Origin of the sequence: Paraburkholderia sp. SUR17, assembly GCF_029536165.1 — a bacterium.
Lineage (GTDB): Bacteria > Pseudomonadota > Gammaproteobacteria > Burkholderiales > Burkholderiaceae > Paraburkholderia > Paraburkholderia kururiensis.
This window is the reverse complement of the sequence record NZ_CP120508.1, coordinates 2,772,752-2,797,237: the sequence shown is the minus strand read 5'-3', so window position 1 is coordinate 2,797,237 and position 24,486 is coordinate 2,772,752. Positions and strand designations below refer to the sequence as shown.

Annotated in this window: 21 protein-coding genes and 1 tRNA gene; 17 read left to right on the top strand and 5 right to left on the bottom strand. The window is 64.1% G+C overall.

The window, feature by feature from the left end:
- Positions 1-58: 58 nt before the first annotated feature.
- The 4 genes from P2869_RS12300 to P2869_RS12285 all read right to left on the bottom strand — a co-directional run bounded on the left by P2869_RS12300 (position 59) and on the right by P2869_RS12285 (position 2,311).
- Positions 59-133: transfer RNA gene (locus P2869_RS12300), tRNA-Val, on the bottom strand.
- A 48-nt stretch (positions 134-181) separates the two neighbouring features.
- Positions 182-946: a DNA polymerase III subunit epsilon gene (dnaQ, locus tag P2869_RS12295; protein ID WP_199540391.1), complete on the bottom strand. Its 765-nt coding sequence runs from the start codon at positions 944-946 to the stop codon at positions 182-184.
- Between the two features lie 76 nt (positions 947-1,022).
- On the bottom strand, positions 1,023-1,472 hold the full coding sequence (rnhA, locus tag P2869_RS12290; protein WP_017776169.1) for a ribonuclease HI: 450 nt from the start codon (positions 1,470-1,472) through the stop codon (positions 1,023-1,025).
- On the bottom strand, positions 1,469-2,311 hold the full coding sequence (locus P2869_RS12285) for a class I SAM-dependent methyltransferase (RefSeq protein ID WP_026121733.1): 843 nt from the start codon (positions 2,309-2,311) through the stop codon (positions 1,469-1,471). The genes rnhA and P2869_RS12285 overlap by 4 nt, the downstream gene beginning before the upstream one ends.
- Before the next feature lie 19 nt (positions 2,312-2,330).
- Between P2869_RS12285 and gloB the strand changes: the two genes are divergently transcribed.
- From gloB to P2869_RS12250, 7 genes are all read left to right on the top strand, one after another.
- A complete protein-coding gene (gene gloB, locus P2869_RS12280) occupies positions 2,331-3,128 on the top strand; it encodes a hydroxyacylglutathione hydrolase (RefSeq protein ID WP_199540392.1) in 798 nt (265 codons plus the stop codon).
- A gap of 175 nt (positions 3,129-3,303) precedes the next feature.
- On the top strand, positions 3,304-4,968 hold the full coding sequence (locus tag P2869_RS12275; protein WP_277596633.1) for a transglycosylase SLT domain-containing protein: 1,665 nt from the start codon (positions 3,304-3,306) through the stop codon (positions 4,966-4,968).
- 266 nt (positions 4,969-5,234) lie between these two features.
- Positions 5,235-6,479, top strand: a complete 1,245-nt coding sequence (locus P2869_RS12270) for an MFS transporter (RefSeq protein ID WP_026121735.1) — start codon at positions 5,235-5,237, stop codon at positions 6,477-6,479.
- 501 nt (positions 6,480-6,980) lie between these two features.
- Positions 6,981-8,147: a glutamine-hydrolyzing carbamoyl-phosphate synthase small subunit gene (gene carA, locus P2869_RS12265; RefSeq protein WP_017776174.1), complete on the top strand. Its 1,167-nt coding sequence runs from the start codon at positions 6,981-6,983 to the stop codon at positions 8,145-8,147.
- A 94-nt stretch (positions 8,148-8,241) separates the two neighbouring features.
- Positions 8,242-11,496: a carbamoyl-phosphate synthase large subunit gene (carB, locus tag P2869_RS12260; protein WP_017776175.1), complete on the top strand. Its 3,255-nt coding sequence runs from the start codon at positions 8,242-8,244 to the stop codon at positions 11,494-11,496.
- 154 nt (positions 11,497-11,650) lie between these two features.
- Positions 11,651-12,127, top strand: coding sequence for a transcription elongation factor GreA (greA, locus tag P2869_RS12255; RefSeq protein ID WP_017776176.1), 477 nt, complete (start codon positions 11,651-11,653; stop codon positions 12,125-12,127).
- Between the two features lie 23 nt (positions 12,128-12,150).
- Positions 12,151-12,651: a DUF4149 domain-containing protein gene (locus tag P2869_RS12250; RefSeq protein ID WP_026121736.1), complete on the top strand. Its 501-nt coding sequence runs from the start codon at positions 12,151-12,153 to the stop codon at positions 12,649-12,651.
- Between the two features lie 78 nt (positions 12,652-12,729).
- On the opposite strand, the gene P2869_RS12245 is transcribed toward P2869_RS12250, so the two are convergent.
- On the bottom strand, positions 12,730-13,269 hold the full coding sequence (locus P2869_RS12245) for a YhbY family RNA-binding protein (protein WP_126876725.1): 540 nt from the start codon (positions 13,267-13,269) through the stop codon (positions 12,730-12,732).
- A gap of 220 nt (positions 13,270-13,489) precedes the next feature.
- On the opposite strand from P2869_RS12245, the gene P2869_RS12240 reads away from it, so the two are divergent.
- The 10 genes from P2869_RS12240 (at position 13,490) to phoB (ending at position 24,361) form a co-directional block, all read left to right on the top strand.
- The gene (locus P2869_RS12240; RefSeq protein ID WP_017776179.1) at positions 13,490-14,164 is read left to right on the top strand and encodes an RlmE family RNA methyltransferase; all 675 of its coding nucleotides are present in this window, start codon (positions 13,490-13,492) and stop codon (positions 14,162-14,164) included.
- Between the two features lie 167 nt (positions 14,165-14,331).
- Positions 14,332-16,227: an ATP-dependent zinc metalloprotease FtsH gene (ftsH, locus tag P2869_RS12235; protein ID WP_017776180.1), complete on the top strand. Its 1,896-nt coding sequence runs from the start codon at positions 14,332-14,334 to the stop codon at positions 16,225-16,227.
- A 79-nt stretch (positions 16,228-16,306) separates the two neighbouring features.
- Entirely contained in the window at positions 16,307-17,194 is an 888-nt protein-coding gene (gene folP / locus P2869_RS12230) for a dihydropteroate synthase (protein ID WP_199540396.1), read from the top strand.
- Between the two features lie 42 nt (positions 17,195-17,236).
- Positions 17,237-18,595 (top strand): phosphoglucosamine mutase, encoded by a 1,359-nt coding sequence (glmM, locus tag P2869_RS12225; RefSeq protein ID WP_126876592.1) that lies wholly within the window; start codon positions 17,237-17,239, stop codon positions 18,593-18,595.
- Positions 18,596-18,935: 340 nt separating this feature from the next.
- On the top strand, positions 18,936-19,967 hold the full coding sequence (pstS, locus tag P2869_RS12220; RefSeq protein WP_277596632.1) for a phosphate ABC transporter substrate-binding protein PstS: 1,032 nt from the start codon (positions 18,936-18,938) through the stop codon (positions 19,965-19,967).
- Between the two features lie 172 nt (positions 19,968-20,139).
- A complete protein-coding gene (gene pstC / locus P2869_RS12215; RefSeq protein WP_017776184.1) occupies positions 20,140-21,144 on the top strand; it encodes a phosphate ABC transporter permease PstC in 1,005 nt (334 codons plus the stop codon).
- Positions 21,141-22,037, top strand: coding sequence for a phosphate ABC transporter permease PstA (pstA, locus tag P2869_RS12210; protein ID WP_017776185.1), 897 nt, complete (start codon positions 21,141-21,143; stop codon positions 22,035-22,037). The genes pstC and pstA overlap by 4 nt, the downstream gene beginning before the upstream one ends.
- Before the next feature lie 15 nt (positions 22,038-22,052).
- On the top strand, positions 22,053-22,901 hold the full coding sequence (gene pstB, locus P2869_RS12205; protein WP_017776186.1) for a phosphate ABC transporter ATP-binding protein PstB: 849 nt from the start codon (positions 22,053-22,055) through the stop codon (positions 22,899-22,901).
- 25 nt (positions 22,902-22,926) lie between these two features.
- Entirely contained in the window at positions 22,927-23,631 is a 705-nt protein-coding gene (gene phoU / locus P2869_RS12200; protein ID WP_017776187.1) for a phosphate signaling complex protein PhoU, read from the top strand.
- 28 nt (positions 23,632-23,659) lie between these two features.
- Entirely contained in the window at positions 23,660-24,361 is a 702-nt protein-coding gene (gene phoB, locus P2869_RS12195; RefSeq protein ID WP_017776188.1) for a phosphate regulon transcriptional regulator PhoB, read from the top strand.
- Positions 24,362-24,486 lie beyond the last annotated feature (125 nt).

Genomic DNA, 24,486 nt, shown 5'->3' with positions numbered 1-24,486 from the left:
CCTCAGACTTTCGCCTGAGGGCCTTTGTTCTTCGGGCTTCCGACACACCCACGAATTCTGGTGGGCGGTACTGGGATCGAACCAGTGACCCCTGCCGTGTGAAGGCAGTGCTCTACCGCTGAGCTAACCGCCCGAAGAGCTGCGCATTATGTCAGACTCCTCTCGCTTCGTAAAGCACTTTTTAAGCAGTCTGCGTATCGACGGTTTTGCCAGCAGCTTCGGCCGTCGCAACGGGCGCCGGTTCGAGCCGCCAGACGCTCGTTCCCTTGACTGCCTTGTCGAGGCCATCGAGCAGCGCCTGGTGTGCGGCGAGTTCCTCGTCGGTCGCAACGATCACGGGCAGGGCCAGCGAACTCGCCTGCAGCAGCGGCGCACCGGCTTCACCCGCCGCCGCGGCGGTTTCCCCGATCATGTCGATCACGAGGCTTTCCTGGCCGCGTGTCATCGACAGGTAGACCTCCGCGAGCAACTCCGAGTCGAGCAGTGCGCCGTGCAGCGTGCGGTGCGCGTTGCTGATGCCGAAGCGGTCGCAGAGCGCGTCGAGCGAATTGCGCTTGCCCGGGAACATCTGCTTGGCCTGCACGAGCGTATCGATGATTTCGCCGCACTGCTCGCGAAACGACGGCAGTCCGAGCAACGCAAATTCCGCTTCGAGAAAGCCGATGTCGAACGGCGCGTTATGGATGATGATTTCCGCGCCACGCACGAAGTCGAGCAGCGCGTCGGCGATTTCGGCGAATTTGGGCTTGTCGCTCAGAAATTCGGTGGTGAGGCCGTGTACAGCGAGCGCGCCCGGGTCGCTATCGCGTTCCGGATTCACATAGAAGTGCAGGTTATTGCCGGTCAGCCGGCGGTTCACCAGTTCCACGCAGCCAATTTCGATGATGCGGTCGCCGGAACGCGCGTTGAGGCCGGTGGTTTCGGTATCGAGAATGATCTGGCGCATGTTGAGCGGTTCTACGTTGAGGTGTTGCGGGAAACGGCTTTAGCCGCTTGCCTGAGCTGTGGCTGTGAGGCCGGCTTCACGTTGGCGCGAGCGCGGCGACGCCGCGGTTGGCGAGCGCGTCGGCGCGCTCGTTCTCCGGATGGCCGGCGTGGCCCTTGACCCAGCGCCATTCGATCTCGTGGCGCCCGACGGCGGCATCCAGCCGCTTCCACAGATCGTCGTTCTTCACGGGCGTTTTCGCCGCGGTCATCCAGTTCTTTTTCTTCCAGCCGTGAATCCACTCGCTGATGCCTTTCTGCACGTATTGCGAATCGGTGTGCACGACTACGCGGCAGGGGCGCTTGAGCGCGTCCAGCGCGGCGATCACGGCCATCAGTTCCATGCGGTTGTTGGTGGTCTGCGCCTCGCCGCCGAACAGTTCTTTTTCCTGCGTGCCGAAGCGCAGCAGCGCGCCCCAGCCGCCCGGACCGGGATTGCCCTTGCAGGCGCCGTCCGTGAATATTTCGACGAAGTCGGGAGAAGTCATGGGTTCCTGTTGCGTGGATGAGGGGTGGCGGCCGGCGCGAGGCCGGCGGCCAGCACCGGCTTTTTCACCTTCACGGGCCCGACGAGGCGCATGCCGCGCACGCGCTTGATCGCCGTGACCATGTAGACGGCGCCGAAGATGGGCCACCAGCGGTCGCCTGCGCTTTCCATGAAGGCGTAGCGCGCGAGCCACTGGTCGGTGGCAAGCGGCGGACGATAGCAGCCGAAGCGCCCGCGTTCAAGTTCGAAGCCGAGCAGCTTGATCCAGTCCTTGAGACGCGTGAACGCGATGAGGTCGTGCTCGCCAGGCAGGAACGGGCGCCCCGCCACCTTGCCCACCGACTGGCGGGCGCCCCAGAGGCTCAGCGAATTGAAGCCGAGAATCACCAGTTGCCCTTCGGGCATGAGCACGCGCTCGGCCTCGCGCAGCAGCCGGTGGGGGTCGCTCGTGAACTCGAGCGTGTGCGGCATCACGATGAGGTCGACGCTTTGCGTCTCGAGCGGCAGGTCCAGCAGGTCGCACCACACCACGCTGCGGCCCTCGGGGGCATGACGCGGCGCGGGTGCCGGCCAGACAGGTGCAACCGGCCCGGCGATGCCGGCCTCGCGCGGCAGGGTGTAGGGGGCGCTCGCGACGCTTTGGGCGTCGAGCAGCAGGCCCCGGCATGGCATGCGGTTCTCGCGCAGTCCGTCGAGTTGCGGCAGGCCGAGTTGCAGTGCGTGATAGCCGAAGACGTCCGACACCACGCGGTCCAGCTGCTCCTGTTCCCAGTCCAGCACGTAGCGGCCGGGCGGCGAGGCGATCCAGGCGGGCCAGTCTATAATCGGTCGGTCAGACATATTGAAGAATGCGTCGCCCATGAATGCGCTTGCGTACGAATACGTACCCGTCCCGGCGTTTGAAGACAACTACGTCTGGGTCGTGTCAGACGGTCGCGATGCGATCGCCGTCGATCCGGGCGAAGCCGGCCCGGTGCGCGCGTATCTGGCGAAGCGGGGCTGGCGGCTCGCCGCTATTTTACTCACGCACCATCACAACGACCACGTCGGCGGAGTGGCCGATCTGCTGAAAGGCGAGGCGCTGCCCGTCTACGGTCCGGCAGCCGAGCAGATTCCCTGCGTCACGCATCCGCTTGCGGGCGGCGACCACATCCACATCGCCCAGCCGGCGCTCGAATTTTCCGTGATTGACGTGCCCGGCCACACGCGTGGCCATATCGCGTACTTCCAGGCGGCCGACCCACTCGGCACGCCGCACGTGTTTTGCGGCGACACGCTGTTCGCCTGCGGCTGCGGCCGGCTTTTCGAGGGCACGCCGGCGCAGATGCTGACCTCGCTCGACGCGCTCGCGGCGCTCCCCGGCGCGACCCAGGTGCATTGCGCACACGAATACACGCTTTCGAACATCCGTTTCGCGCTGGCGTGCGAGCCGGCCAATAGAGACCTTGCCGCGTGGCGCGATGAGGCCGTCGCCCGGCGCGAGCGAAACGAGCCCACGCTGCCCACCACGATCGCGCACGAGCGCGCCGTGAATCCGTTCCTGCGTGCCGGCGACCCGACAGTCCAGGCCACGCTTGCGCAGTCGCTCCACGAAACGGTGCCGGACCGCCTCGCGGCGTTCACGCTCATGCGGGAGTGGAAAAATCGCTTCCGCTGAAGCGTTGTCAACGCGCTTTCCAGCCGTTGTAAATCGCGGCGATCTTCATCCCATCACTATGGAAAATTGGCCAAGCTTCGGATTTAGCTGGGTTTTTCCCGTTATTTCCAATTGACGGAAACGCTTGGCTTCCCGTACCATCGGCTCCAAATTCCAGCCTTGTGGAAGCCGATTCATGCGATTTATCTTTAGTGCGCTAATGGTCCTCATGCTCGCCGCGTGCGCGAGCCAGGGACCGACTGCGAGTCAATCCGCCTCACCCGATCCCAATACCCAGCAAGTTGTAGCCGACACCCTCCGCAAGACTGCCTCCGCCAAAGAAACCATCGACGTCGACAACGGTTCCGTCGATCAGCTCACCAGCGCCGATACCGATCTGTGGGCGCGCATCCGCCGCGGTTTCCAGATGCCCGACCTGCAGAGCGACCTGGTCGACATGCAGGTCAACTGGTATGCGCAGCGCCCCGCCTACGTGGCCCGCATGACCGAGCGGTCGCAGAAGTACCTCTATCACATCGTCGAAGAGCTCGAGGCGCGGCACATGCCCACCGAGCTCGCGCTGCTGCCGTTCATCGAATCCGCGTACAACCCGCAGGCCCTTTCGGTCGCGAAGGCGGCGGGCATGTGGCAGTTCGTCCCGGGCACGGGCCGCACCTACAACCTCAAACAGAACATGTGGCAGGACGAGCGCCGCGACGTGCTTGCGTCGACCAGCGCCGCGCTCGACTATCTGTCGCGCCTGCATGACATGTTCGGCGACTGGTATCTCGCGCTCGCGGCGTACAACTGGGGCGAAGGCAATGTGCAGCGCGCCATTGCGCGCAACCAGGCGGCGGGGCTGCCCACGGACTACCAGAGCCTGCGCATGCCGAACGAGACACGCAACTACGTGCCGAAGCTGCAGGCCGTCAAAAATATCGTGACGAACCCGCAGCAGTACGGGCTCGCGCTGCCCTCCATCCCGAATCACCCGTACTTTGTGACGGTCACGACTTCCCACGACATGGACGTCGACGTGGCCGCGAAGCTGGCGAACATGTCCACGGACGAATTCCGCTCGCTTAACCCGTCGTTCAAGAAGCCGGTCATCCTCGGGGCGACGCAGCCGCAGATCCTGCTGCCGTTCGACAACGCGAGCGCGTTCGAGCACAACCTGAAGGCCTACAAGGGCCAGCTCTCGTCGTGGACCACGTACACGGTGACCGAGCGCGCGCGCCCTGTGGCACTCGCCGAGAAGATCGGCGTGGACGCGGACACGCTCATGTCGGTCAACAAGATTCCGGCGGGCATGCGTCTGAAACCGGGCTCTACGCTCGTGGTGCCGCGCAGCGGCGGTGACGACGACGAAGACATCAGCGCCGACGTCGCCGAAAGCGCCGTGCTGGCAATGGAGCCCGACGTACCCGACACCCGCAAGATGCTGATCCGCGTGCGCCGCAAGCAGTCGATGGCCGCCGTGGCGAGCCGCTACGGTGTTTCCGTCGGTCAGTTGCAGGCGTGGAACCGTACGCACCGGACGCTCGTCGGCCCGGGTCAGGTGCTCGTGTTGCACGTGCCGGTCGGCAAGTCGATGCCGAGCGAGCCGGGCCCCGAAAAGCTCGCGACCACTGTGCAGGGCGGCGGCGTGGAGAAGGTCAGCGCAAGCGTTCCGGACAGGCCTGCCGGTTCGCGCTACGATAAGAAGCACGGTCACGCTCGCACCGGCGTCGTCAAGGTTTCGGCGGCTGCGAAGAAGACGCCGGCTGCATCGACGAAGGCGCCTGCAAGCGTGTCCAGCAAGGCATCGAAGTCTGCGGCAAGCCGCCCGAAGACCGCAGGCGAAGCGCGCAAGCGCAAGTAAAACAAGCGGCCCGCCTGGGGTGACCACATGCGTTGCGGGGGCAGCGCATGAAACGCGCTCCGATCACACCTGGTATTTTCATGCGCCGTCACCTTGCGTGACGGCGTTTTCATTTCTGCTGCAGCCGTTCCCGTCGCCGCGTGATGCGGATTCGGTGGGGCGTGGCGTCGAATCCGCGTCCGGCAGGCGCGGCCGCTTTCCAGTATCGTTCCGGTTTCTCGCCGGCCGATGCGCCGGCGCTTACACAGTGCTCGTCCGACGTTCCCATGTCCTCTACCCAGTTGCGTGTGTTCGTGCTGTTCTCCGCGGGGTATTTCGTCTCGTACGTGTTCCGTGGCGTCAATCTCGGCTTCGCGCCGTTGATCACTCATGAACTCGGACTTTCCGCAGCCGATCTTGGCCTTCTCACCAGTCTCTACTTTCTCGGCTTCGCGGGTGCCCAGATTCCGGCAGGCGTGCTGCTCGATCACTACGGCGCGCGCCGCGTAACGGCGGGGATGCTCCTCTTTGCTGCGGCCGGCGTATGGGTCTTCGGCGCGGCTCATGGCGTGGCCGGGATGATGGCAGGGCGGCTGCTGATCGGTGTGGGCGTTTCCGTATGTCTCGGCGCGGCGTTCAAGGCGCTTGCGCAGCATTACCCGCAGGCGCGGCTGCCGCTCATGAACGGGCTCGTGATGGCGGTCGGCGGGCTGGGCGGCGTTGCAGTCGGATCTCCGCTGACCTGGCTACTGACGTTTGCGGGCTGGCGTACGGTGTGCGTTGGTTTGGGCGTGCTTACGGTGGCCGTGTCTGCCGCGCTCTGGCTCGGCGCACCGGAGTCGCGCGACTCGCAGCATCGCCAGGGCGGGCTCGTGAGTCAGTTCAAGGGCACGTGGCACATCATGCGCAGCGCGGCGTTCTGGAGGATGGCGTCGTTCTCCGTCGTCACGCAGGGGGTCTTTTACGCCATGCAGTCGCTGTGGGTCGGTGCGTGGCTGCGCGATGTCGCGGGCTTCGCCGGGCCGGCCGCGGCCGCGCTCGTATCGGTGTTGGGCTTCGCGATGATGGCGGGTTGCGTGGGCTTTGGCGCGGCGGCCCGCGGCCTCGAGCGCCAGGGCATTTCTTTGTACGCGTTCTGCGGCATCGGCATGGCGCTGTTCGTCGTCACCCAGGTCCTGATCGTGTGCGGCGCGCCGCTGCCCGCCGGCTTCCTGTGGGCGGCTTACGGCTTCTTCGGCGGCACCGGCATCCTGAGTTACGCGGCGATGGCGCGACATTTCCCGGCGCATTTGATCGGACGCGTTAATACGACGCTCACCCTCGTTATCTTTCTGCTGATCTTCGGTTTCCAGATCGGCGTGGGCGCTGTGTTGTCGCACTGGCCCGAAATGGACGGACATTATCCGCGCGCGGCGCATCTCACCGCCTGGGGCATCCTGATTGCGCTGCAACTCGCAAGTGCGGTGTGGTACGTACTGCCAGGTCCGGCGATGGCGGAATCGGCCGCGCTTTCGGCCGAGCGGCAGCTCTGAGCGACTCGAACCTGAAATGGGCTGGAGAACCGGATTGGCGCGCTCGTCCGGTGTCCCGCAATCACGATGTCGAGCCTTGCCGGGCACGAACGACTGGGGACTCATCGGCTGCCCGTGGGGCCGGGTGGACTATAGTGAATACGGTCAGCGAGCCGCCGCGGTTCTGGCCCTAACGTCCCGGGATTTGAAGATAACGTCGCTTTCAGGCTATAATTCGAAAGTTTCAGCTTATCAACCCGCACCCTAGCGCCTACCTCCTCCAAACCGTTCATCCGCCGCGCGTCGGCGTGCATTCGCACGCAATGTGTACGCAACAGGCAGCGGAAGGCGCGCCGCAGCTCCCGTCCGGTCCGCTCGTTGAGAGCCGCGACCGTCCGCCGCGAGCGCGACGCCTGCCGCCAGCCGCGACGGGCTCTCGCGCGCATCGAACGATGCCGCTGCCTCAGCCCGTACGGTCGGATCAACAGGTCGGCAACAGGGTGTTCCCCCAAGGAGTCTCCCGTGTTGCCGTCTTTTTCTCCTGCTCTGCTCGCGCTTGCCGACGGCACGGTCTTTCGTGGTTACTCGATCGGCGCGCCGGGCCATACCATCGGCGAAGTCGTGTTCAACACGGCCATGACGGGCTATCAGGAAATCCTGACCGACCCGAGCTACGCCCGCCAGATCGTCACCCTCACGTATCCGCATATCGGCAACGTCGGCGTCAACGCTGAAGACGTCGAAGCCACGAAAGTCCATGCCGCCGGTCTCATCATTCGCGACCTGCCGGGGCTCGCGTCGAACTTCCGCATGGAGCGTTCGCTCTCCGACTACCTGCGCGACGAAAACGTGGTGGCGATTGCGGGCATCGACACGCGCAAGCTCACGCGCATTCTGCGTGACAAGGGCGCGCAAAACGGCGCGATCGTAGCGGGCTCGGCAGACGAAGCTCAGGCCATCGAACTGGCGCGCTCGTTTCCGGGCCTTGCCGGCATGGACCTCGCGAAGGTGGTCTCGACGCAGCGCGAGTACGTCTGGACGACGACCGAATGGCAACTGGGCGAAGGCTACGGCGTGCAGAACGAGCCGAAGTACCGCGTGGTCGCCTTCGACTACGGCGTGAAGCACAACATCCTGCGCATGCTCGCGCAGCGTGGCTGCCACGTCACCGTGCTGCCCGCCCAGGCGAGCGCCGCCGACGCGCTCGCGCTCAATCCGGACGGCATCTTCCTTTCGAACGGTCCCGGCGACCCGGAACCGTGCGACTACGCCATCGCGGCCACGAAGGAATTCATCGCGCGCGGCATCCCGACGTTCGGCATCTGCCTTGGCCACCAGATCATGGGGCTCGCCGTCGGCGCAAAGACGATGAAGATGAAGACCGGCCACCACGGCGCGAACCACCCGGTGAAGGATCTTGCGGACGGCCGCGTCGTGATCACGTCGCAGAACCATGGCTTCGCGGTGGATGCCGACACGCTGCCCGCCAATGCGCGCGTGACGCACGTGTCGTTGTTCGACGGCACGCTGCAGGGCTTCGCGCTGACCGACAAGCCGGCGTTCTGCTTCCAGGGCCACCCGGAAGCGTCGCCGGGGCCGCACGACATCGGCTATCTGTTCGACCGGTTCACGGCGCTGATGGACGCCGCCCGCAACACCGGCGCGACGGGTCGCACGGCTGCTGCCTGAAGAGCCGGCACGAAGGACGCAGCGCCGGCGGCGTACCCTGCCGCCCGAGCGCGCGAGCAAGCAAGGAACACAGGAATACATCTACGAGAGCGTTATGCCCAAGCGGACAGACATCAAGAGCATCCTCATCATCGGCGCCGGTCCGATCATCATCGGCCAGGCGTGCGAGTTCGATTATTCGGGCGCGCAGGCGTGCAAGGCGTTGCGGGAGGAGGGCTACAAGGTCATTCTCGTCAACAGCAATCCGGCGACGATCATGACCGACCCGAACACGGCCGACGTCACCTACATCGAGCCGATCACGTGGGAAGTGGTGGAGCGCATCATCGCGAAGGAGCGCCCTGACGCGATCCTGCCGACGATGGGCGGCCAGACCGCGCTCAACTGCGCGCTCGACCTGTTCCGCGAAGGCGTGCTGGCGAAGTACGACGTCGAGCTGATCGGCGCCTCGCCGGAAGCCATCGACAAGGCCGAAGACCGCCAGAAGTTCAAGGACGCGATGACCAAGATCGGTCTTGGCTCGGCGAAGTCCGGCACGGCGCACTCGATGGAAGAGGCGCTCAAGGTACACGCGGAAATTGCCCAGGCCACCGGCACGGGCGGTTATCCGATCGTGATTCGTCCTTCGTTCACGCTGGGCGGCTCGGGCGGCGGCATTGCGTACAACCGCGAAGAGTTCGAGGAAATCTGCAAGCGCGGGCTCGACCTCTCGCCTACGCGTGAGCTCTTGATCGAAGAATCGCTGCTGGGCTGGAAAGAGTACGAGATGGAAGTGGTCCGCGACAGGAAGGACAACTGCATCATCGTGTGCTCGATCGAGAACCTGGACCCGATGGGCATCCACACCGGCGACTCGATTACGGTCGCGCCGGCACAGACGCTCACCGACAAGGAATACCAGATCCTGCGCGATGCCTCGCTCGCCGTATTGCGAGAGATTGGCGTGGATACGGGCGGCTCGAACGTGCAGTTCTCGATCAACCCGCAGAACGGCCGCATGATCGTGATCGAGATGAACCCGCGCGTGTCGCGTTCGTCGGCGCTTGCCTCGAAGGCAACGGGCTTTCCCATCGCGAAGGTCGCGGCGAAGCTCGCCGTGGGCTACACGCTCGACGAACTCAAGAACGAGATCACGGGCGGTCAGACGCCGGCGTCGTTCGAACCGACCATCGACTATGTGGTCACCAAGATTCCGCGCTTCGCGTTCGAGAAGTTCCGCGAAGCCGACCCGCGCTTGACGACGCAGATGAAGTCCGTGGGTGAGGTGATGGCGATCGGTCGCACGTTCCAGGAGTCGTTCCAGAAGGCGCTGCGCGGCCTCGAAGTGGGCGTGGACGGTCTCGACGAAAAGACCACGAACCGCGACGAAGTGATCCGCCAGATCGGCGAGGCCGGTCCGGATCGCATCTGGTACGTGGGCGACGCGTTCCGCCTCGGCATGACGCGCGAGGAAGTCTTCGAGGAAACGTCGATCGACCCGTGGTTCCTCGCGCAGATCGAGCAGATCGTGCTCAAGGAGAAGGCGCTCGCCGGCCGCACGCTCGCAAGCCTTTCGAAGGAAGAACTGTACTTCCTCAAGCAGAGCGGCTTCTCGGACAGGCGTCTCGCGAAACTGCTGGGCGCGACGCAGACCGACGTGCGCCGCCGCCGTATCGAACTCAACGTGCGCCCCGTGTACAAGCGCGTGGACACGTGCGCGGCCGAGTTCGCCACGAAAACCGCGTACATGTACTCGACCTACGAGGAAGAGTGCGAAGCGCAGCCCACCGACAAGAAGAAGATCATGGTGCTGGGCGGTGGCCCGAACCGGATCGGCCAGGGCATCGAGTTCGACTATTGCTGCGTGCATGCCGCGCTCGCGATGCGCGAAGACGGCTACGAAACGATCATGGTCAACTGCAACCCCGAGACCGTTTCCACCGACTACGACACGTCCGACCGTCTGTACTTCGAGCCGCTCACGCTCGAAGACGTGCTCGAAATCGTCGACAAGGAAAAGCCGCTCGGCGTGATCGTGCAGTACGGCGGCCAGACGCCGCTCAAGCTCGCACTCGATCTGGAGGCGAACGGGGTGCCCATCGTCGGCACGTCGCCTGACATGATCGACGCCGCGGAAGACCGCGAGCGTTTCCAGAAGCTGCTGCAGGACCTGAACCTGCGTCAGCCGCCCAACCGCACCGCGCGTACCGAAGAGGAGGCGCTCAAGCTGGCGGACGAGATCGGCTATCCGCTCGTCGTGCGTCCGTCGTATGTGCTGGGCGGGCGCGCGATGGAAATCGTCCACGAGCCGCGCGACCTCGAACGCTACATGCGCGAGGCCGTGAAGGTCTCGAACGACTCGCCGGTGCTGCTCGACCGCTTCCTGAACGACGCGATCGAATGCGACGTCGACTGCATCTCCGACGGCGAAGCGGTGTTCATCGGCGGCGTGATGGAACACATCGAGCAGGCCGGCGTGCACTCGGGTGACTCGGCGTGTTCGCTGCCGCCGTATTCGCTCTCGCAGGAAACGGTTGTCGAACTGAAGCGCCAGACGGCCGCGATGGCGAAGGCGCTCAACGTGGTGGGCCTGATGAACGTGCAGTTCGCCATCCAGCAGGTTCCGCAGGACGACGGCTCGAAGCGTGACGTGATCTACGTGCTCGAAGTGAACCCGCGCGCCTCGCGTACGGTGCCGTACGTCTCGAAGGCGACCAGCCTGCCGCTCGCGAAGATCGCGGCGCGCGCGATGGTTGGCCAGACACTCGCGGAGCAGGGCGTGACGCGCGAAGTGGTGCCGCCTTACTTCAGCGTCAAGGAAGCGGTGTTCCCGTTCGTCAAGTTCCCCACCGTCGACCCGGTGCTTGGACCGGAAATGCGTTCGACCGGCGAAGTGATGGGCGTGGGCAAGACCTTTGGCGAGGCGCTTTTCAAGTCGCAGCTCGCCGCGGGCTCGCGCCTGCCCGAGTCGGGCACGGTGTTGCTTACGGTGATGGACGCCGACAAACCGAAGGCCGTGGAAGTCGCCCGCATGCTGCACGAACTCGGCTATCCGATCGTCGCGACGCGCGGCACGGCCGCGGCCATCCAGGCCGCCGGCGTGCCGGTGAAGGTGGTGAACAAGGTGAAGGACGGCCGTCCGCACATCGTCGACATGATCAAGAACGGCGAGATCGCACTCGTCTTCACGACGGTCGACGAGACGCGATCGGCGATTGCGGACTCGCGTTCCATCCGCATGAGCGCCCAGGCAAACAAGGTCACGTACTACACGACCATGTCGGGTGCGCGTGCCGCGGTGGAGGGTCTGCGGTACCTGAAGAACCTGGAAGTCTATGATTTACAAGGACTCCATGCTCGCCTAAACTAAGGCCTCGATCACCAGTCCAATTCGTAACTGCCGCGGTTAGGCGGCGTCCCGAAGGCTACGGCCTGATACCTGCGTATCGTGGCCGGTTCCGCACCGGGATGCACTTAACCGCGGTGATTTTTTTTATGGCCGTTTTTGGCCACATGAGTCGTCTATGAGCACTATTCCCTTGACCAGACGTGGCGCGGATCAACTGCGCGACGAACTGCAGCGTCTTAAAACAGTCGAGCGTCCCGCTGTCATCAATTCGATCGCGGAAGCCCGCGCACAAGGTGACCTGTCGGAAAACGCCGAATACGATGCAGCCAAAGAAAAACAGGGCTTCATCGAAGGCCGCATTGCCGAGATCGAATCGAAGCTGGCAGCGGCGCAGGTCATCGATCCCGCCGCACTGGAAGCGGACGGCCGCGTCGTGTTCGCGGCAACGGTGGAACTCGAAGACCTTGAATCGGGCAAGACCGTGACGTATCAAATCGTCGGCGACGACGAAGCCGACCTCGAGCACGGACTCATCTCCATCAGCTCGCCCATCGCGCGTGCGCTCATCGGCAAGTCGGAAGGCGACGTCGCCGCCGTGCAGGCGCCAAGCGGCGTGCGCGAGTACGAAATCATCGAAGTCCGTTACGTCTGAGCGGCGCCGTGCAGGTGTCCTCGATGCCTCACCGGGTATTCCGGCTCATCGTCGTAGTCTGGGTCGGCAGCTTGCTGACGATCGGCTACGCGGTCGCGCCCGTGCTGTTCACTTCGCTCGATCGCATGACGGCGGGCAGCGTCGCGGCGCAACTCTTTCGCATCGAAGCGGTGATCGGTGTGGTGTGCGGCGTGTTGCTGCTCGCGCTCGGCAATCTGCTCGTTCGGCGCGGTAACGATGTGTATCGCCGGCTGCGCTGGGTGATGACGGGCATGCTGGTGTGCGTGCTCGTCGGTTACTTCGGATTGCAGCCGTTCATGAATGCGCTGCGCGTAGCGGCCCTGAATGCCGGTACGGATGTGGGCCATTCCGCCTATGCAAGCCGCTTCGGGCTGCTGCACGGCGTATCGAGTCTGTTCTATCTGGTGGAGAGTCTCTTCGGCCTCGCGCTGGTCTGGATGCTTCCCGGCAGCGCGACGCTCGCGGCGCCGCTCCGGTCGGGCGCACAGCGCGATGCTGCATAACCGCCTGGACGCGCTGGGGCCATTTGACGCACCTCCGGCGAAAGGCGCGTAAGCGCCTTGCCGATTCCTGTTGCGGCCTTACTTGGTGCCCTGGTGCTGTCGTTTTGCGCCCGTCTGGCGCTTTTTCGCCCGTTTCACGTTGCCGCCCGCCGTCACGCGTTCATTGCCGCGTACCACGACGAGTTCGGGTCTGTTCCGGCGCATCGGGTTGTCGCTCGGCTTGACCACTTTGACGACGCGCGGCGCGCGGCCTTTCGGCGCGGCAGGCTCTGCGGCCCGCGCCTCGCGGGCGCCCGGAACGGCCGCTTTGCGAGCCGCACCGCGCCTCGCGGCGGGTTCGGCGGGTCGGCGCTTCCAGATCACGAGCAGCTTGCCGATGTGCTGGATCGGCGCGGCGTTGAGCCGGTCGCAAATTTCCTCGTAGATGGCGAGGCGCGTTTCGCGCTCGTCGCCGAACACGCGGATCTTGATGAGTTCATGGGCCGCGAGGTGCACCTTGATCTCTTTGAGAACGGCGTCGGTCAAGCCTTCGGCGCCGACGAGTACGACCGGTTTGAGCGCGTGCGCTTCGGAGCGCAGTGCGGCGCGTTGGTCGGAGGAGATTTGGAGGGCGGGCATGGCGGCTGTGGGAGTTCGGGACTCGACTAGAATGGCGGCGCCCGCTCGCTCGCCGCATGGGCGCGAGGAGCGGCTCGCCGGAACAAGGGAAAACGTGGGGGGGGAAGAAACAACCCGCAAGCAGCCCTGCGACCCGGTACGGGCGAGGGCGGCAGCCACGTAAATAAAACGCGTATTATCCGCTAAAAGTGCGGCATCACGCAGCAACAGTTCAACGGTAATGGCAAAAAATCGATTCAACCAGTCGTGGCTGCACGACCACATCAACGACCCGTACGTGAAGATGGCGCAGCGGGAGGGGTATCGCGCCCGCGCCGCCTACAAGCTCAAAGAGATCGACGAGCAGGACAAGCTGATCCGGCCCGGTCAGGTCATCGTCGATCTCGGCGCTGCGCCGGGGAGTTGGAGCCAGTACGTGCGCAACAAGCTCGCGCAGGGCGGCCGACGCGACGCGGCGCGCCAGGGCGGTATCGACGGCACAATCATTGCGCTCGACCTGCTGCCCATGGAGCCCATTGCCGATGTCCATTTCATCGAGGGCGATTTCCGCGAGGAGAGCGTACTCGCCCAGCTTGAAGAAGTCGTGGGGGACCGGCCGGTGGACCTTGTAATTTCCGACATGGCACCCAACCTGTCCGGCGTGGCCGTTGCCGACGCCGCGCGCATCGAGCACGTTTGCGACCTGGCGCTGGAATTCGCCCAGCAGCACCTCAAGCCGGATGGCGCCCTTTTAGTCAAGTGCTTTCACGGCAGCGGGTATAGCCAGATCGTCGAGAAGTTCAAGCACCAGTTCAAAATCGTGGCGGCCCGCAAGCCGAAGGCGTCACGCGATAAATCGGCTGAAACGTTTATTTTGGGCAGACAGCTGAAACGTCCGGAAGCCCGCGACAAGTGACGGTTGCGGGGCATCGCCGGATGCCGCCAGGGCCGCTTCTGGCGCGGTTTCCGGCTATCCCTGCAGTAGCGATTCGTTATGGCAGGGGTCTGCGGACTGGATTAGAATGCTTTCGTGGTGCCGCAAGGCAAATGTAGGCGCCCGTCTATGAGTGAAGGAGTGGTGCTTTGAACAACAACATGTTTTCGAAGGCAGCAGTGTGGCTGGTCATCGCACTGGTGCTGTTTACTGTGTTCAAGCAGTTCGATAAGCCCCGCGTCCAGGAAGGCGTCTCGTATTCGCAGTTCATGGACGACGCCAAGAACGGTAAGGTCAAGAGCGTTATCGTGCAGGGGCGGAACCTCACGGTCACTCCGTCAGACGGCCAGAAGTATCAGATCGTGTCGCCCGGCGACATCTGGATGGTCGGCGATTTGATGAAGTATGGCGTCCAGGTGAGCGGCAAGGCCGATGAAGAACCCAACGCGCTTGTCTCGGCGCTGTATTACCTTGGACCAACCATCCTCATCATCGGCTTCTGGTTTTACATGATGCGACAGATGCAGGGGGGCGGAAAAGGCGGGGCCTTTTCGTTCGGCAAATCCCGCGCGCGTCTGATCGACGAGAACAACAACGCTGTCAATTTCTCCGACGTCGCGGGCTGCGACGAAGCCAAGGAAGAAGTATCCGAACTCGTGGACTTCCTGCGCGATCCGCAGAAGTTCCAGAAGCTGGGCGGTCGCATTCCGCGCGGCGTGCTACTCGTCGGCCCTCCGGGTACCGGCAAGACGCTGCTTGCGCGCGCCATCGCAGGCGAAGCGAAGGTGCCGTTCTTCAGCATCTCGGGTTCCGACTTCGTTGAGATGTTCGTCGGTGTGGGCGCGGCGCGCGTGCGCGACATGTTCGAGCAGGCGAAGAAGCACGCGCCGTGTATCGTGTTCATCGATGAAATCGATGCGGTGGGTCGTCATCGCGGCGCCGGCATGGGCGGCGGCAACGACGAGCGCGAACAGACGCTGAACCAGATGCTCGTGGAAATGGACGGCTTCGAAGCGAATTCCGGCGTGATCGTGATTGCTGCGACGAACCGCTCCGACGTGCTCGACAAGGCGTTGCTGCGTCCGGGCCGTTTCGACCGTCAGGTGTATGTCGGCCTGCCCGACATTCGCGGTCGCGAACACATCATGAAGGTGCATTTGCGCAAGGTGCCCATTGCGAACGACGTAGATGCGGCGGTGATCGCACGCGGTACGCCGGGCTTCTCGGGCGCCGATCTCGCGAATCTCGTGAACGAGGCTGCGCTCTTCGCGGCCCGCCGCGGCAAGCGCATCGTCGAAATGCAGGACTTCGAAGACGCGAAGGACAAGATTTTCATGGGTCCGGAGCGCAAGTCCGCCGTGATCCGTGAGGACGCGAAGCGTGCCACGGCGTACCACGAGTCGGGCCACGCCGTGATCGCAAAACTGCTGCCGAAGGCGGACCCGGTGCACAAGGTCACGATCATTCCGCGTGGCCGGGCGCTCGGCGTTACGTGGCAGCTGCCTGAGCACGACAACGAAACGTACTCGAAGGACTACCTGCTCGATCGTCTTGCGATCCTGTTTGGTGGGCGTGCAGCCGAAGAACTGTTCCTGAACCTGATCAGCACAGGCGCGTCGGACGACTTCAACAAGGCGACGCAGACGGCACGCGCCATGGTGGCCCGTTTCGGCATGACGGACGCGCTGGGGCCGATGGTGTATGTCGACGACGAGAACGACGCTTCGCCGTTCGGCCGCGGGTTCACGCGTACGATTTCCGAGGCGACGCAGCAGAAGGTCGATGCCGAAATCCGTCGCGTGCTCGACGAGCAGTACAGCCTGGCAAGGCGTCTGCTCGAAGAGAACCGCGACAAGGTTGAGGCGATGACCGCCGCGCTGATGGAGTGGGAGACGATCGACGCCGATCAGATCAACGACATCATGGCGGGCCGTCCGCCGCGCTCGCCGAAGAGCGCGCCGCCGCCGGCCAGTGACGCCTCATCGTCCGGTGGCAGCAATACGGGCACCGAGGTCAAGCCGGGCAGCGCTGCCGCACCGGCGTAATAGAGGCCGCATAACGTACGGGCCGGTGTGACATCACACCGGCCCGTTTTGCATTCCTAGTCACGTCGAAAGCGTTTTCGTGTCCAGCATCGAATCGCGGTCTTATCCGCTTCCCGCGCCGCTACAGTGCGGCCGCTTTACCCTGTCGTTCGAGCGTCCGCTCGTGATGGGCATTCTCAACGTCACGCCCGATTCCTTCTCCGACGGCGGCAAGTTCATTGCCCGCGGCGACGCTTTGCGTCAGGCCGAGCGGATGATGCTCGATGGCGTCGATCTGATCGACATCGGCGGCGAATCGACGCGGCCGGGTGCGCCACCCGTGCCGCTCGACGAAGAACTCGAACGCGTGATTCCCATGATCGAGCAATTGCGCGACGCGAACGTGCCGTTGTCCATCGATACCTACAAGCCCGAAGTGATGCGGCAGGCATTGGCCGCGGGCGCCGACCTGATCAACGACGTCTGGGGTTTCCGGCTGCCGGGCGCAATCGACGCGGTTCGCGACAGCCGCTGCGGCCTCTGTGCAATGCACATGCTTGGCGAGCCGCAAACCATGCAGCGCGGCGAGCCGGCGTATACGAACGTGGTGGACGACGTGCGTCAGTTTCTCGAAGAGCGCGTGCGCGCGCTGACTGACGCGGGCATCGCGCGCGAGCGCATCAGCGTCGATCCGGGCTTTGGTTTTGGGAAGTCCGTGGTCGAGCACAACTACGCGCTGCTCGCGCATTTGCGCGACACAGCGCCGCAGGCCGATCCGCCGTTCCCGATTCTGGTCGGCATGTCGCGCAAGTCGATGCTGGGCGCGGTCACGGGTCGTTCGACCCCTGACCGCATGGCGGCGAGTGTGGCCGCCGCCGTGTGCGCAGCGGAACGGGGGGCGGCGATCATCCGCGTGCACGACGTGGCACCGACGGTGGACGCGTTGAAAGTTTGGGCAACAGTGCGCGACGCGGCACGCCGCGTTTGATCCGCACGGGCCGTCAATATAAGGAAGGGAGGACCACAAGCAATGGCACGTCGCTATTTCGGTACAGATGGCATTCGAGGCAAAGTCGGTGCGGCGCCGATCACCCCGGACTTCGTGTTGCGCCTCGGCTTTGCTGCGGGCAAGGTGCTTGCCGGTGCGGACCGCTGGGCTAAGTCGGGTACGCGCCCCACGGTATTGATCGGCAAGGACACGCGTGTTTCGGGCTACATGCTCGAAGCGGCGCTTGAATCGGGTTTCTCTGCAGCCGGCGTCGACGTAATGCTTGCCGGCCCGATGCCAACGCCTGGCATCGCGTATCTCACGCGCGCGTTGCGCCTCGCGGCGGGCGTCGTCATCAGTGCCTCGCACAATCCGTACTACGACAACGGCATCAAGTTCTTCTCGGCGGACGGTAACAAGCTACCCGACGAGGTCGAACTCCAGATCGAAGAGCAACTCGAGAAGCCGCTCGACTGCGCGCCGTCGGAGCAACTGGGCAAGGCCCGGCGCCTCGATGACGCGGCGGGCCGCTACATCGAGTTCTGCAAGGGCACCTTTCCTCAGACGTTCGACCTGCGCGGCATGAAGCTCGTCGTCGATTGCGCCCACGGCGCGGCCTATCACATCGCGCCGCACGTGTTCCATGAGCTGGGTGCGGACGTGATCCCGATTGGCGTCGCGCCGAACGGCTTCAACATCAACGACGGTGTGGGCGCCACTGCGCCGGACGCATTGGTGCGCGCAGTGCGCGCGAACCACGCGGACCTCGGTATCGCGCTGGACGGCGATGCGGACCGCCTGCAGGTCGTGGACGCAGCCGGCCGCCTCTATAACGGCGACGAACTGCTTTACGTACTGGTCCAGGATCGCATCGCGACAGAGGGCAAGGTCGAAGGTGCCGTCGGCACGTTGATGACGAACATGGCTGTCGAAGTCGCGCTGCAGCGTGCCGGGGTGAAGTTCGTGCGCGCAGCGGTGGGCGACCGTTACGTGCTCGAGCAGCTGCGCGAGCACGGCTGGCAGCTGGGCGCCGAAGGGTCGGGTCACATTCTGTCGCTGGATCGCCATTCCACGGGCGACGGCATCGTGTCGGCGCTGCTCGTGCTCGCGGCGATGAAGCGCAGTGGTCGCACGCTCGCCCAACTGCTCGAAGGCGTGAAGCTGTTTCCGCAGAAGCTCATTAACGTGCGGATGCAGCCCGGCTCGGACTGGAAGGGCAGTGATGCGATTCGCCACGCGATTCGCGAGGCCGAGAGCGCGCTGGCCGATCGCGGCCGCGTGCTGATCCGCGCCTCGGGCACCGAGCCCGTGCTGCGCGTCATGGTGGAGGCGCAGGCAGAGCAAGACGCCGTGCGCCATGCCGAAGCCATCGCCGACGTGGTGAAGCGCGCGACGGCGTAATCATCAGGCCCGCCAGGCCGATTCACGAGCGACACGCGACGCAATGCCGCCGCGGCGTCGCGCCCGCTGCACCAACTTTGTGTACGATTCACGTCGACGCGGGGTTCGCGAGGCGTTCTGCGCAAACGTTCGCGCCGCCCATGCCCCTTCCGCGGAAGTCCCGCCACGCCTGGCTCAACGCCGCGTAATCGCCAAACGAAGCACCCGCTTAACCGCGCGATTTCGCTTTCATCCCGTAATAAGAATGTCATGTGACTTTCACGGAACGTCACATGACTGTCATAAAGAGACCCTAAGCTTCGCGGTGTTGTGTCATCCGCTCACACCACTGGAGGTCTCAATGAAATTGATGCAAACCGCGCTTGCTGGCATTGCTGGCGCGCTCTTCGCGATCGCCGCACATGCTACCGACATCACCGGCGCGGGCAGCACCTTCGCAGCACCCATCTATACGAAGTGGGCCGATGCCTACCAGAAATCGGGTGGCGGCAAGGTCAACTATCAAGGCATCGGTTCGTCGGGCGGTCTCAAGCAGATCATCGCCAAGACGGTCGACTTCGCCGGCTCGGACGCTCCTCTGAAGGACGACGAACTCGAGAAGCAAGGCCTCTTCCAGTTCCCGACGGTGGTGGGCGGCGTCGTGCCGGCGATCAACGTGCCGGGCGTGAAGGCCGGCGAACTCGTTCTGTCGGGTGAAGTGCTGGGCGACATCTACCTCGGCAAGATCAAGAAGTGGAACGATCCGGCCATCGCCGCGCTGAATCCGAAGGTCAAGCTGCCGGACCTCGACATCGCCGTGGTGCGCCGCGCCGACGGTTCGGGCACGAGCTTCATCTGGACCGACTACCTCTCGAAGGTGAACGCCGAGTGGAAGTCGAAGGTGGGCGAAGGTACGACGGTGAACTGGCCGGTCGGCACGGGCGGCAAGGGCAACGACGGCGTTGCGGCCTTCGTGCAGCGTCTGCCGGGCTCGATCGGCTACGTCGAGTGGGCGTACGCCAAGCAAAATCACATGGTCTACACTTCCCTGAAGAACGCGACGGGTGCGGTTGTCGAGCCCACCACCGAAACGTTCAAGGCCGCAGCCGCGGGCGCAGACTGGAAGAAGTCGTTCTACCAGATCCTGACCAACGAGCCGGGCAAGAACGCATGGCCGGTCGTCGGCGCGACGTTCGTGCTGCTGCATACGGCGCAGGACAAGCCGGATAGCGGCAAGGAAACGCTGAAGTTCTTCGACTGGGCGTTCAAGAACGGCACGGAAGCAGCGGATCAGCTCGACTACATCTCGCTGCCGGCGTCGGTCGTGAGCGAAATCCGCACGCAGTGGAAGGCGAAGGTGAAGGACACTTCCGGTAAGGCCATCGCCGAGTAAGTCGTCAGCGCCGGTTCGGGGCTGTGCCGTGTGGCGCAGCCTTTGTGATCCGGTTGTGCGCCGCTTCGCCCCGGGTTTCTGGGCGAGGCGGCTTGCGGTTTCCGTATGCCCGTCTTTACCTGGCTGCACGCCGACGCAATGCGTCGCCGGGCGGCTTCTGAAACAGGCCAACATGTCCGACATCCAACTCGCGCCCGGCGTCACCCGCCCGGCTCCGCCAGGAGGCTCGGCGCAGCAGAAGGCGCCCAGCCCTCTCGGCGACGTCATCTTCGGCAGCCTGACCCGCCTCGCGGCCATCGTCACGTTACTGCTGCTCGGCGGCATTATTGTGTCGCTGATCGTTTCGTCGATGCCGACCATCGAGAAGTTCGGCCTGCGCTTTCTCTGGACGGCCGAGTGGGATCCTCCTTCTGAACAGTTCGGCGCGCTCGTGCCCATCTACGGCACCATCGCGACCTCGCTGATCGCGCTCATCATCGCGGTGCCCGTGAGCTTCGGCATCGCGCTCTTCCTGACCGAGCTGTCGCCCGCCTGGCTGCGCCGGCCGCTTGGCATCGCCATCGAACTGCTGGCCGCCATTCCGTCGATCGTGTACGGCATGTGGGGTTTGCTCGTGTTCGCCCCGATCTTCGCCGCGTGGTTCGAAAAGCCGCTCGGCACGTTGCTTGGCGGCATTCCGATCGTCGGCGCGCTGTTCCAGGGCGCGCCTATCGGCATCGGCATTCTGTGCGCGGGCGTGATCCTCGCCATCATGATCATTCCGTACATCGCCTCGGTGATGCGCGACGTGTTCGAAGTGACGCCCGTGCTGCTCAAGGAGTCGGCATACGGCATCGGCTGCACGACGTGGGAAGTCATGTGGAAGATCGTGCTGCCGTTCACCAAGTCCGGCGTGATCGGCGGCGTCATGCTGGGCCTCGGCCGTGCACTCGGTGAAACGATGGCGGTGACGTTCGTGATCGGCAACACCAATCTGCTCGACAACGTCTCGCTGTTCTCGCCCGGCAACAGCATCACCTCGGCACTCGCCAACGAGTTCGCCGAAGCAAGCCCTGGCCTGCATACGTCCGCGCTTATGGAACTCGGCCTCATTCTGTTCGTGATCACGTTCATCGTGCTCGCAATCTCGAAGCTCCTGCTGCTGCGTCTCGAAAAAGCGGAGGGTGGCCGGTCATGAGCGAATCGCAGATGAAAATTCCGGGCGCGATCTACGGCGAAAAGCTCGAAACGATGCGCGCGCGGCTGCAACGCCGCCGCCGCACGGTCAACGCCATCGCGCTCTCGCTCTCGCTCGCGGCCATGGCGTTCGGCCTGCTGTGGCTCGTGTGGATTCTGTTCACGACGCTTCAGCTCGGAGTGGGCGGCCTCTCGGTGCAGCTCTTCACGCAATCCACGCCTCCGCCGAATACCGATGGCGGCGGTCTTGCCAACGCGATAGTGGGCAGCCTGCTGCTTGTGGTGATCGCGACGTTCGTGGGCACGCCGATCGGCATTCTCGCCGGCGTGTATCTGGCCGAATACGGCCAGAAGAGCTGGCTTGCGAGCGTCACGCGCTTCATCAACGACATTCTGCTGTCGGCGCCGTCGATTGTCGTGGGCCTCTTCGTCTACGCGCTCGTCGTGGCGAAGATGGGGCACTTCAGCGGCTGGGCCGGCGTGATCTCGCTCGCGCTGCTGCAAATTCCCATCGTGATCCGCACGACCGAGAACATGCTCAAGCTCGTGCCGAACGCGCTGCGCGAGGCGGCTTTTGCACTGGGCACGCCGAAGTGGAAGATGGTGATGTCGATCACGCTGAAGGCGTCGGTGGCGGGCATCATCACCGGCGTGTTGCTGGCCGTTGCCCGTATTGCCGGTGAAACAGCGCCGCTGCTCTTCACGGCGCTGTCCAACCAGTTCTTCTCGTGGGACATGAACCAGCCGATGGCGAACCTTCCGGTCACCATCTTCAAGTTCGCGATGAGCCCGTTCGCGCAGTGGCAGTCGCTCGCGTGGGCAGGCGTTTTCCTGATTACGCTCGGGGTGCTGGGACTCAATGTCCTCGCACGCACGGTCTTTTCGAAAAAGTAAGGGCGGAGCAATCCGATGAACATGGCAGAGACTCACCTGAACACCGATGGCCGTGCCACGACGCCTGCTGGCATGGACCCCGCCCAGGGCACGCACGCGAAGCCGATGGGTGCCGCGAAGATCGAGGTCAAAGACCTGAACTTCTTCTACGGCAAATACCACGCCCTGAAGAACATCAACCTGAGCATTCCCGAAGGTAAGGTGACCGCGTTCATCGGTCCGTCGGGCTGTGGCAAATCCACGTTGCTGCGCACGTTCAACAAGATGTTCGCGCTTTATCCGGAGCAGCGCGCCGAAGGCGAAATCCTGATGGACGGCGAGAACCTGCTCACCACGAAGCGCGACATCTCGCTCTTGCGTGCGCGCATCGGCATGGTGTTCCAGAAGCCGACGCCGTTTCCGATGTCGATCTACGACAACATCGCGTTCGGCGTGAAGATGTTCGAAACGCTGTCGCGCTCGGAGATGGACGACCGCGTCGAATGGGCGCTCACGAAGGCGGCGCTGTGGAGCGAAGTGAAGGACAAGCTGGGGCAGAGCGGCTACGGCCTCTCGGGCGGCCAGCAGCAGCGCCTGTGCATTGCGCGCGGCATCGCCATTCGTCCCGAAGTGCTGCTGCTCGACGAACCGTGCTCGGCGCTCGACCCGATCTCCACGGGCCGCATCGAAGAGCTGATCGCCGAGCTGAAGAGCGACTACACCGTCGTGATCGTGACGCACAACATGCAGCAGGCCGCGCGTTGTTCGGACTACACGGCGTATATGTATCTCGGAGAACTGATCGAATTCGGCGACACCGAGAAGATCTTCATCAAGCCGGTCCGCAAGGAAACGGAAGACTACATCACCGGCCGTTTCGGCTGATTCCCGCCGCCGTGAGGAGCACGACATGTCCGACAAACATCTCTCCAGCCAGTTCGACGCCGACCTGAACCTCGTTTCATCGAAGGTGCTCGAAATGGGCGGCCTCGTGGAATCGCAGATCGTCCACGCCATGCAGGCGCTCAACGCGTTCGATACCGAGATCGCCGACCAGGTGATCACGAACGAAGAGCGCGTGAACACGATGGAAATCGAGATCGACGAGGAATGCAGCAACATCATCGCGCGCCGCCAGCCGGCTGCACGCGATCTGCGCCTGCTGCTCGCCATCTCGAAGACGATTACAAACCTCGAGCGCGCTGGCGACGAGGCGGAAAAGATCGCCAAGCGCCTCAAGCGCCTGACCGAAGACGGCGCGGCGCGCACGGTCAACATCGCCGAGATCAAGGTCTCGGGTGAGATGGCCGTCTCGATCCTGCGTCGCGCACTCGACGCGTTCGCGCGCCTCGACACGGTGGCCGCCGCGCAGATCGTGCGCGACGACAAGGCGATCGACGAGGAATTCCGCGCTTTCGTGCGCAAGCTCGTGACGTACATGATGGAAGATCCGCGCACCATCAGCGCGGGCCTCGAATTCCTGTTCATCGCAAAGGCGATCGAGCGCATCGGCGACCACGCGAAGAACATCGCGGAATTCATCATCTACATCGTGAAGGGCACGGACGTGCGACACAAGTCGCGCGACGCGCTCGAACGTGAAGCGCTCAGCTAATTCTTTTCGCAAAGGTCAAGAGGTGCCGATGCCCAGCAGCATTCTTGTCATCGAAGACGAACCCGCGATTTCCGAGCTCATTTCGGTGAACCTCCAGCATGCGGGCCATTGCCCCATTCGCGCGTACAACGCGGAGCAGGCGCAGAACCTGATCAGCGACGTGCTGCCCGACCTCATCCTGCTCGACTGGATGTTGCCGGGCAAGTCGGGCATCGCCTTCGCCCGCGATCTGCGCAACAACGAGCGCACGAGGCACATCCCCATCATCATGCTGACCGCGCGCGGCGACGAGCAGGACAAGGTGTTGGGCCTCGAGATCGGTGCGGACGACTACGTGACCAAGCCGTTCTCGCCGAAGGAACTGATGGCGCGCATCAAGGCGGTGCTGCGCCGCCGCGCGCCGCAGTTGACCGAGGACGTCGTGGCGATCAACGGTCTCAAGCTCGATCCCGCCACGCATCGTGTGGCGGCCCATTCGGACGGCAGCGAAATCAAGCTCGACCTGGGTCCGACCGAATTCCGTCTGCTGCATTTCTTCATGACGCATCCGGAGCGCGTGCACAGCCGTACGCAGTTGCTCGACCAGGTATGGGGCGACCACGTGTTCGTCGAAGAACGCACGGTGGACGTCCATATCAAGCGGCTGCGGGCGGCCCTCAAGCCCGCGGGCTGCGATGCGATGATCGAAACGGTGCGCGGCAGCGGCTACCGTCTCGCGAAGAGCGCCTGAAAGAAGCGTTCGCGGCGCCGGCAGCCAGCGACCAGCGACGTACCGCCGGAGCGTACCCCTATAATCAGAACGACAACCCGGCGGAGCGCGTAACAGCGCCCCGCCGTTTCTTCGCGCGGACGTGT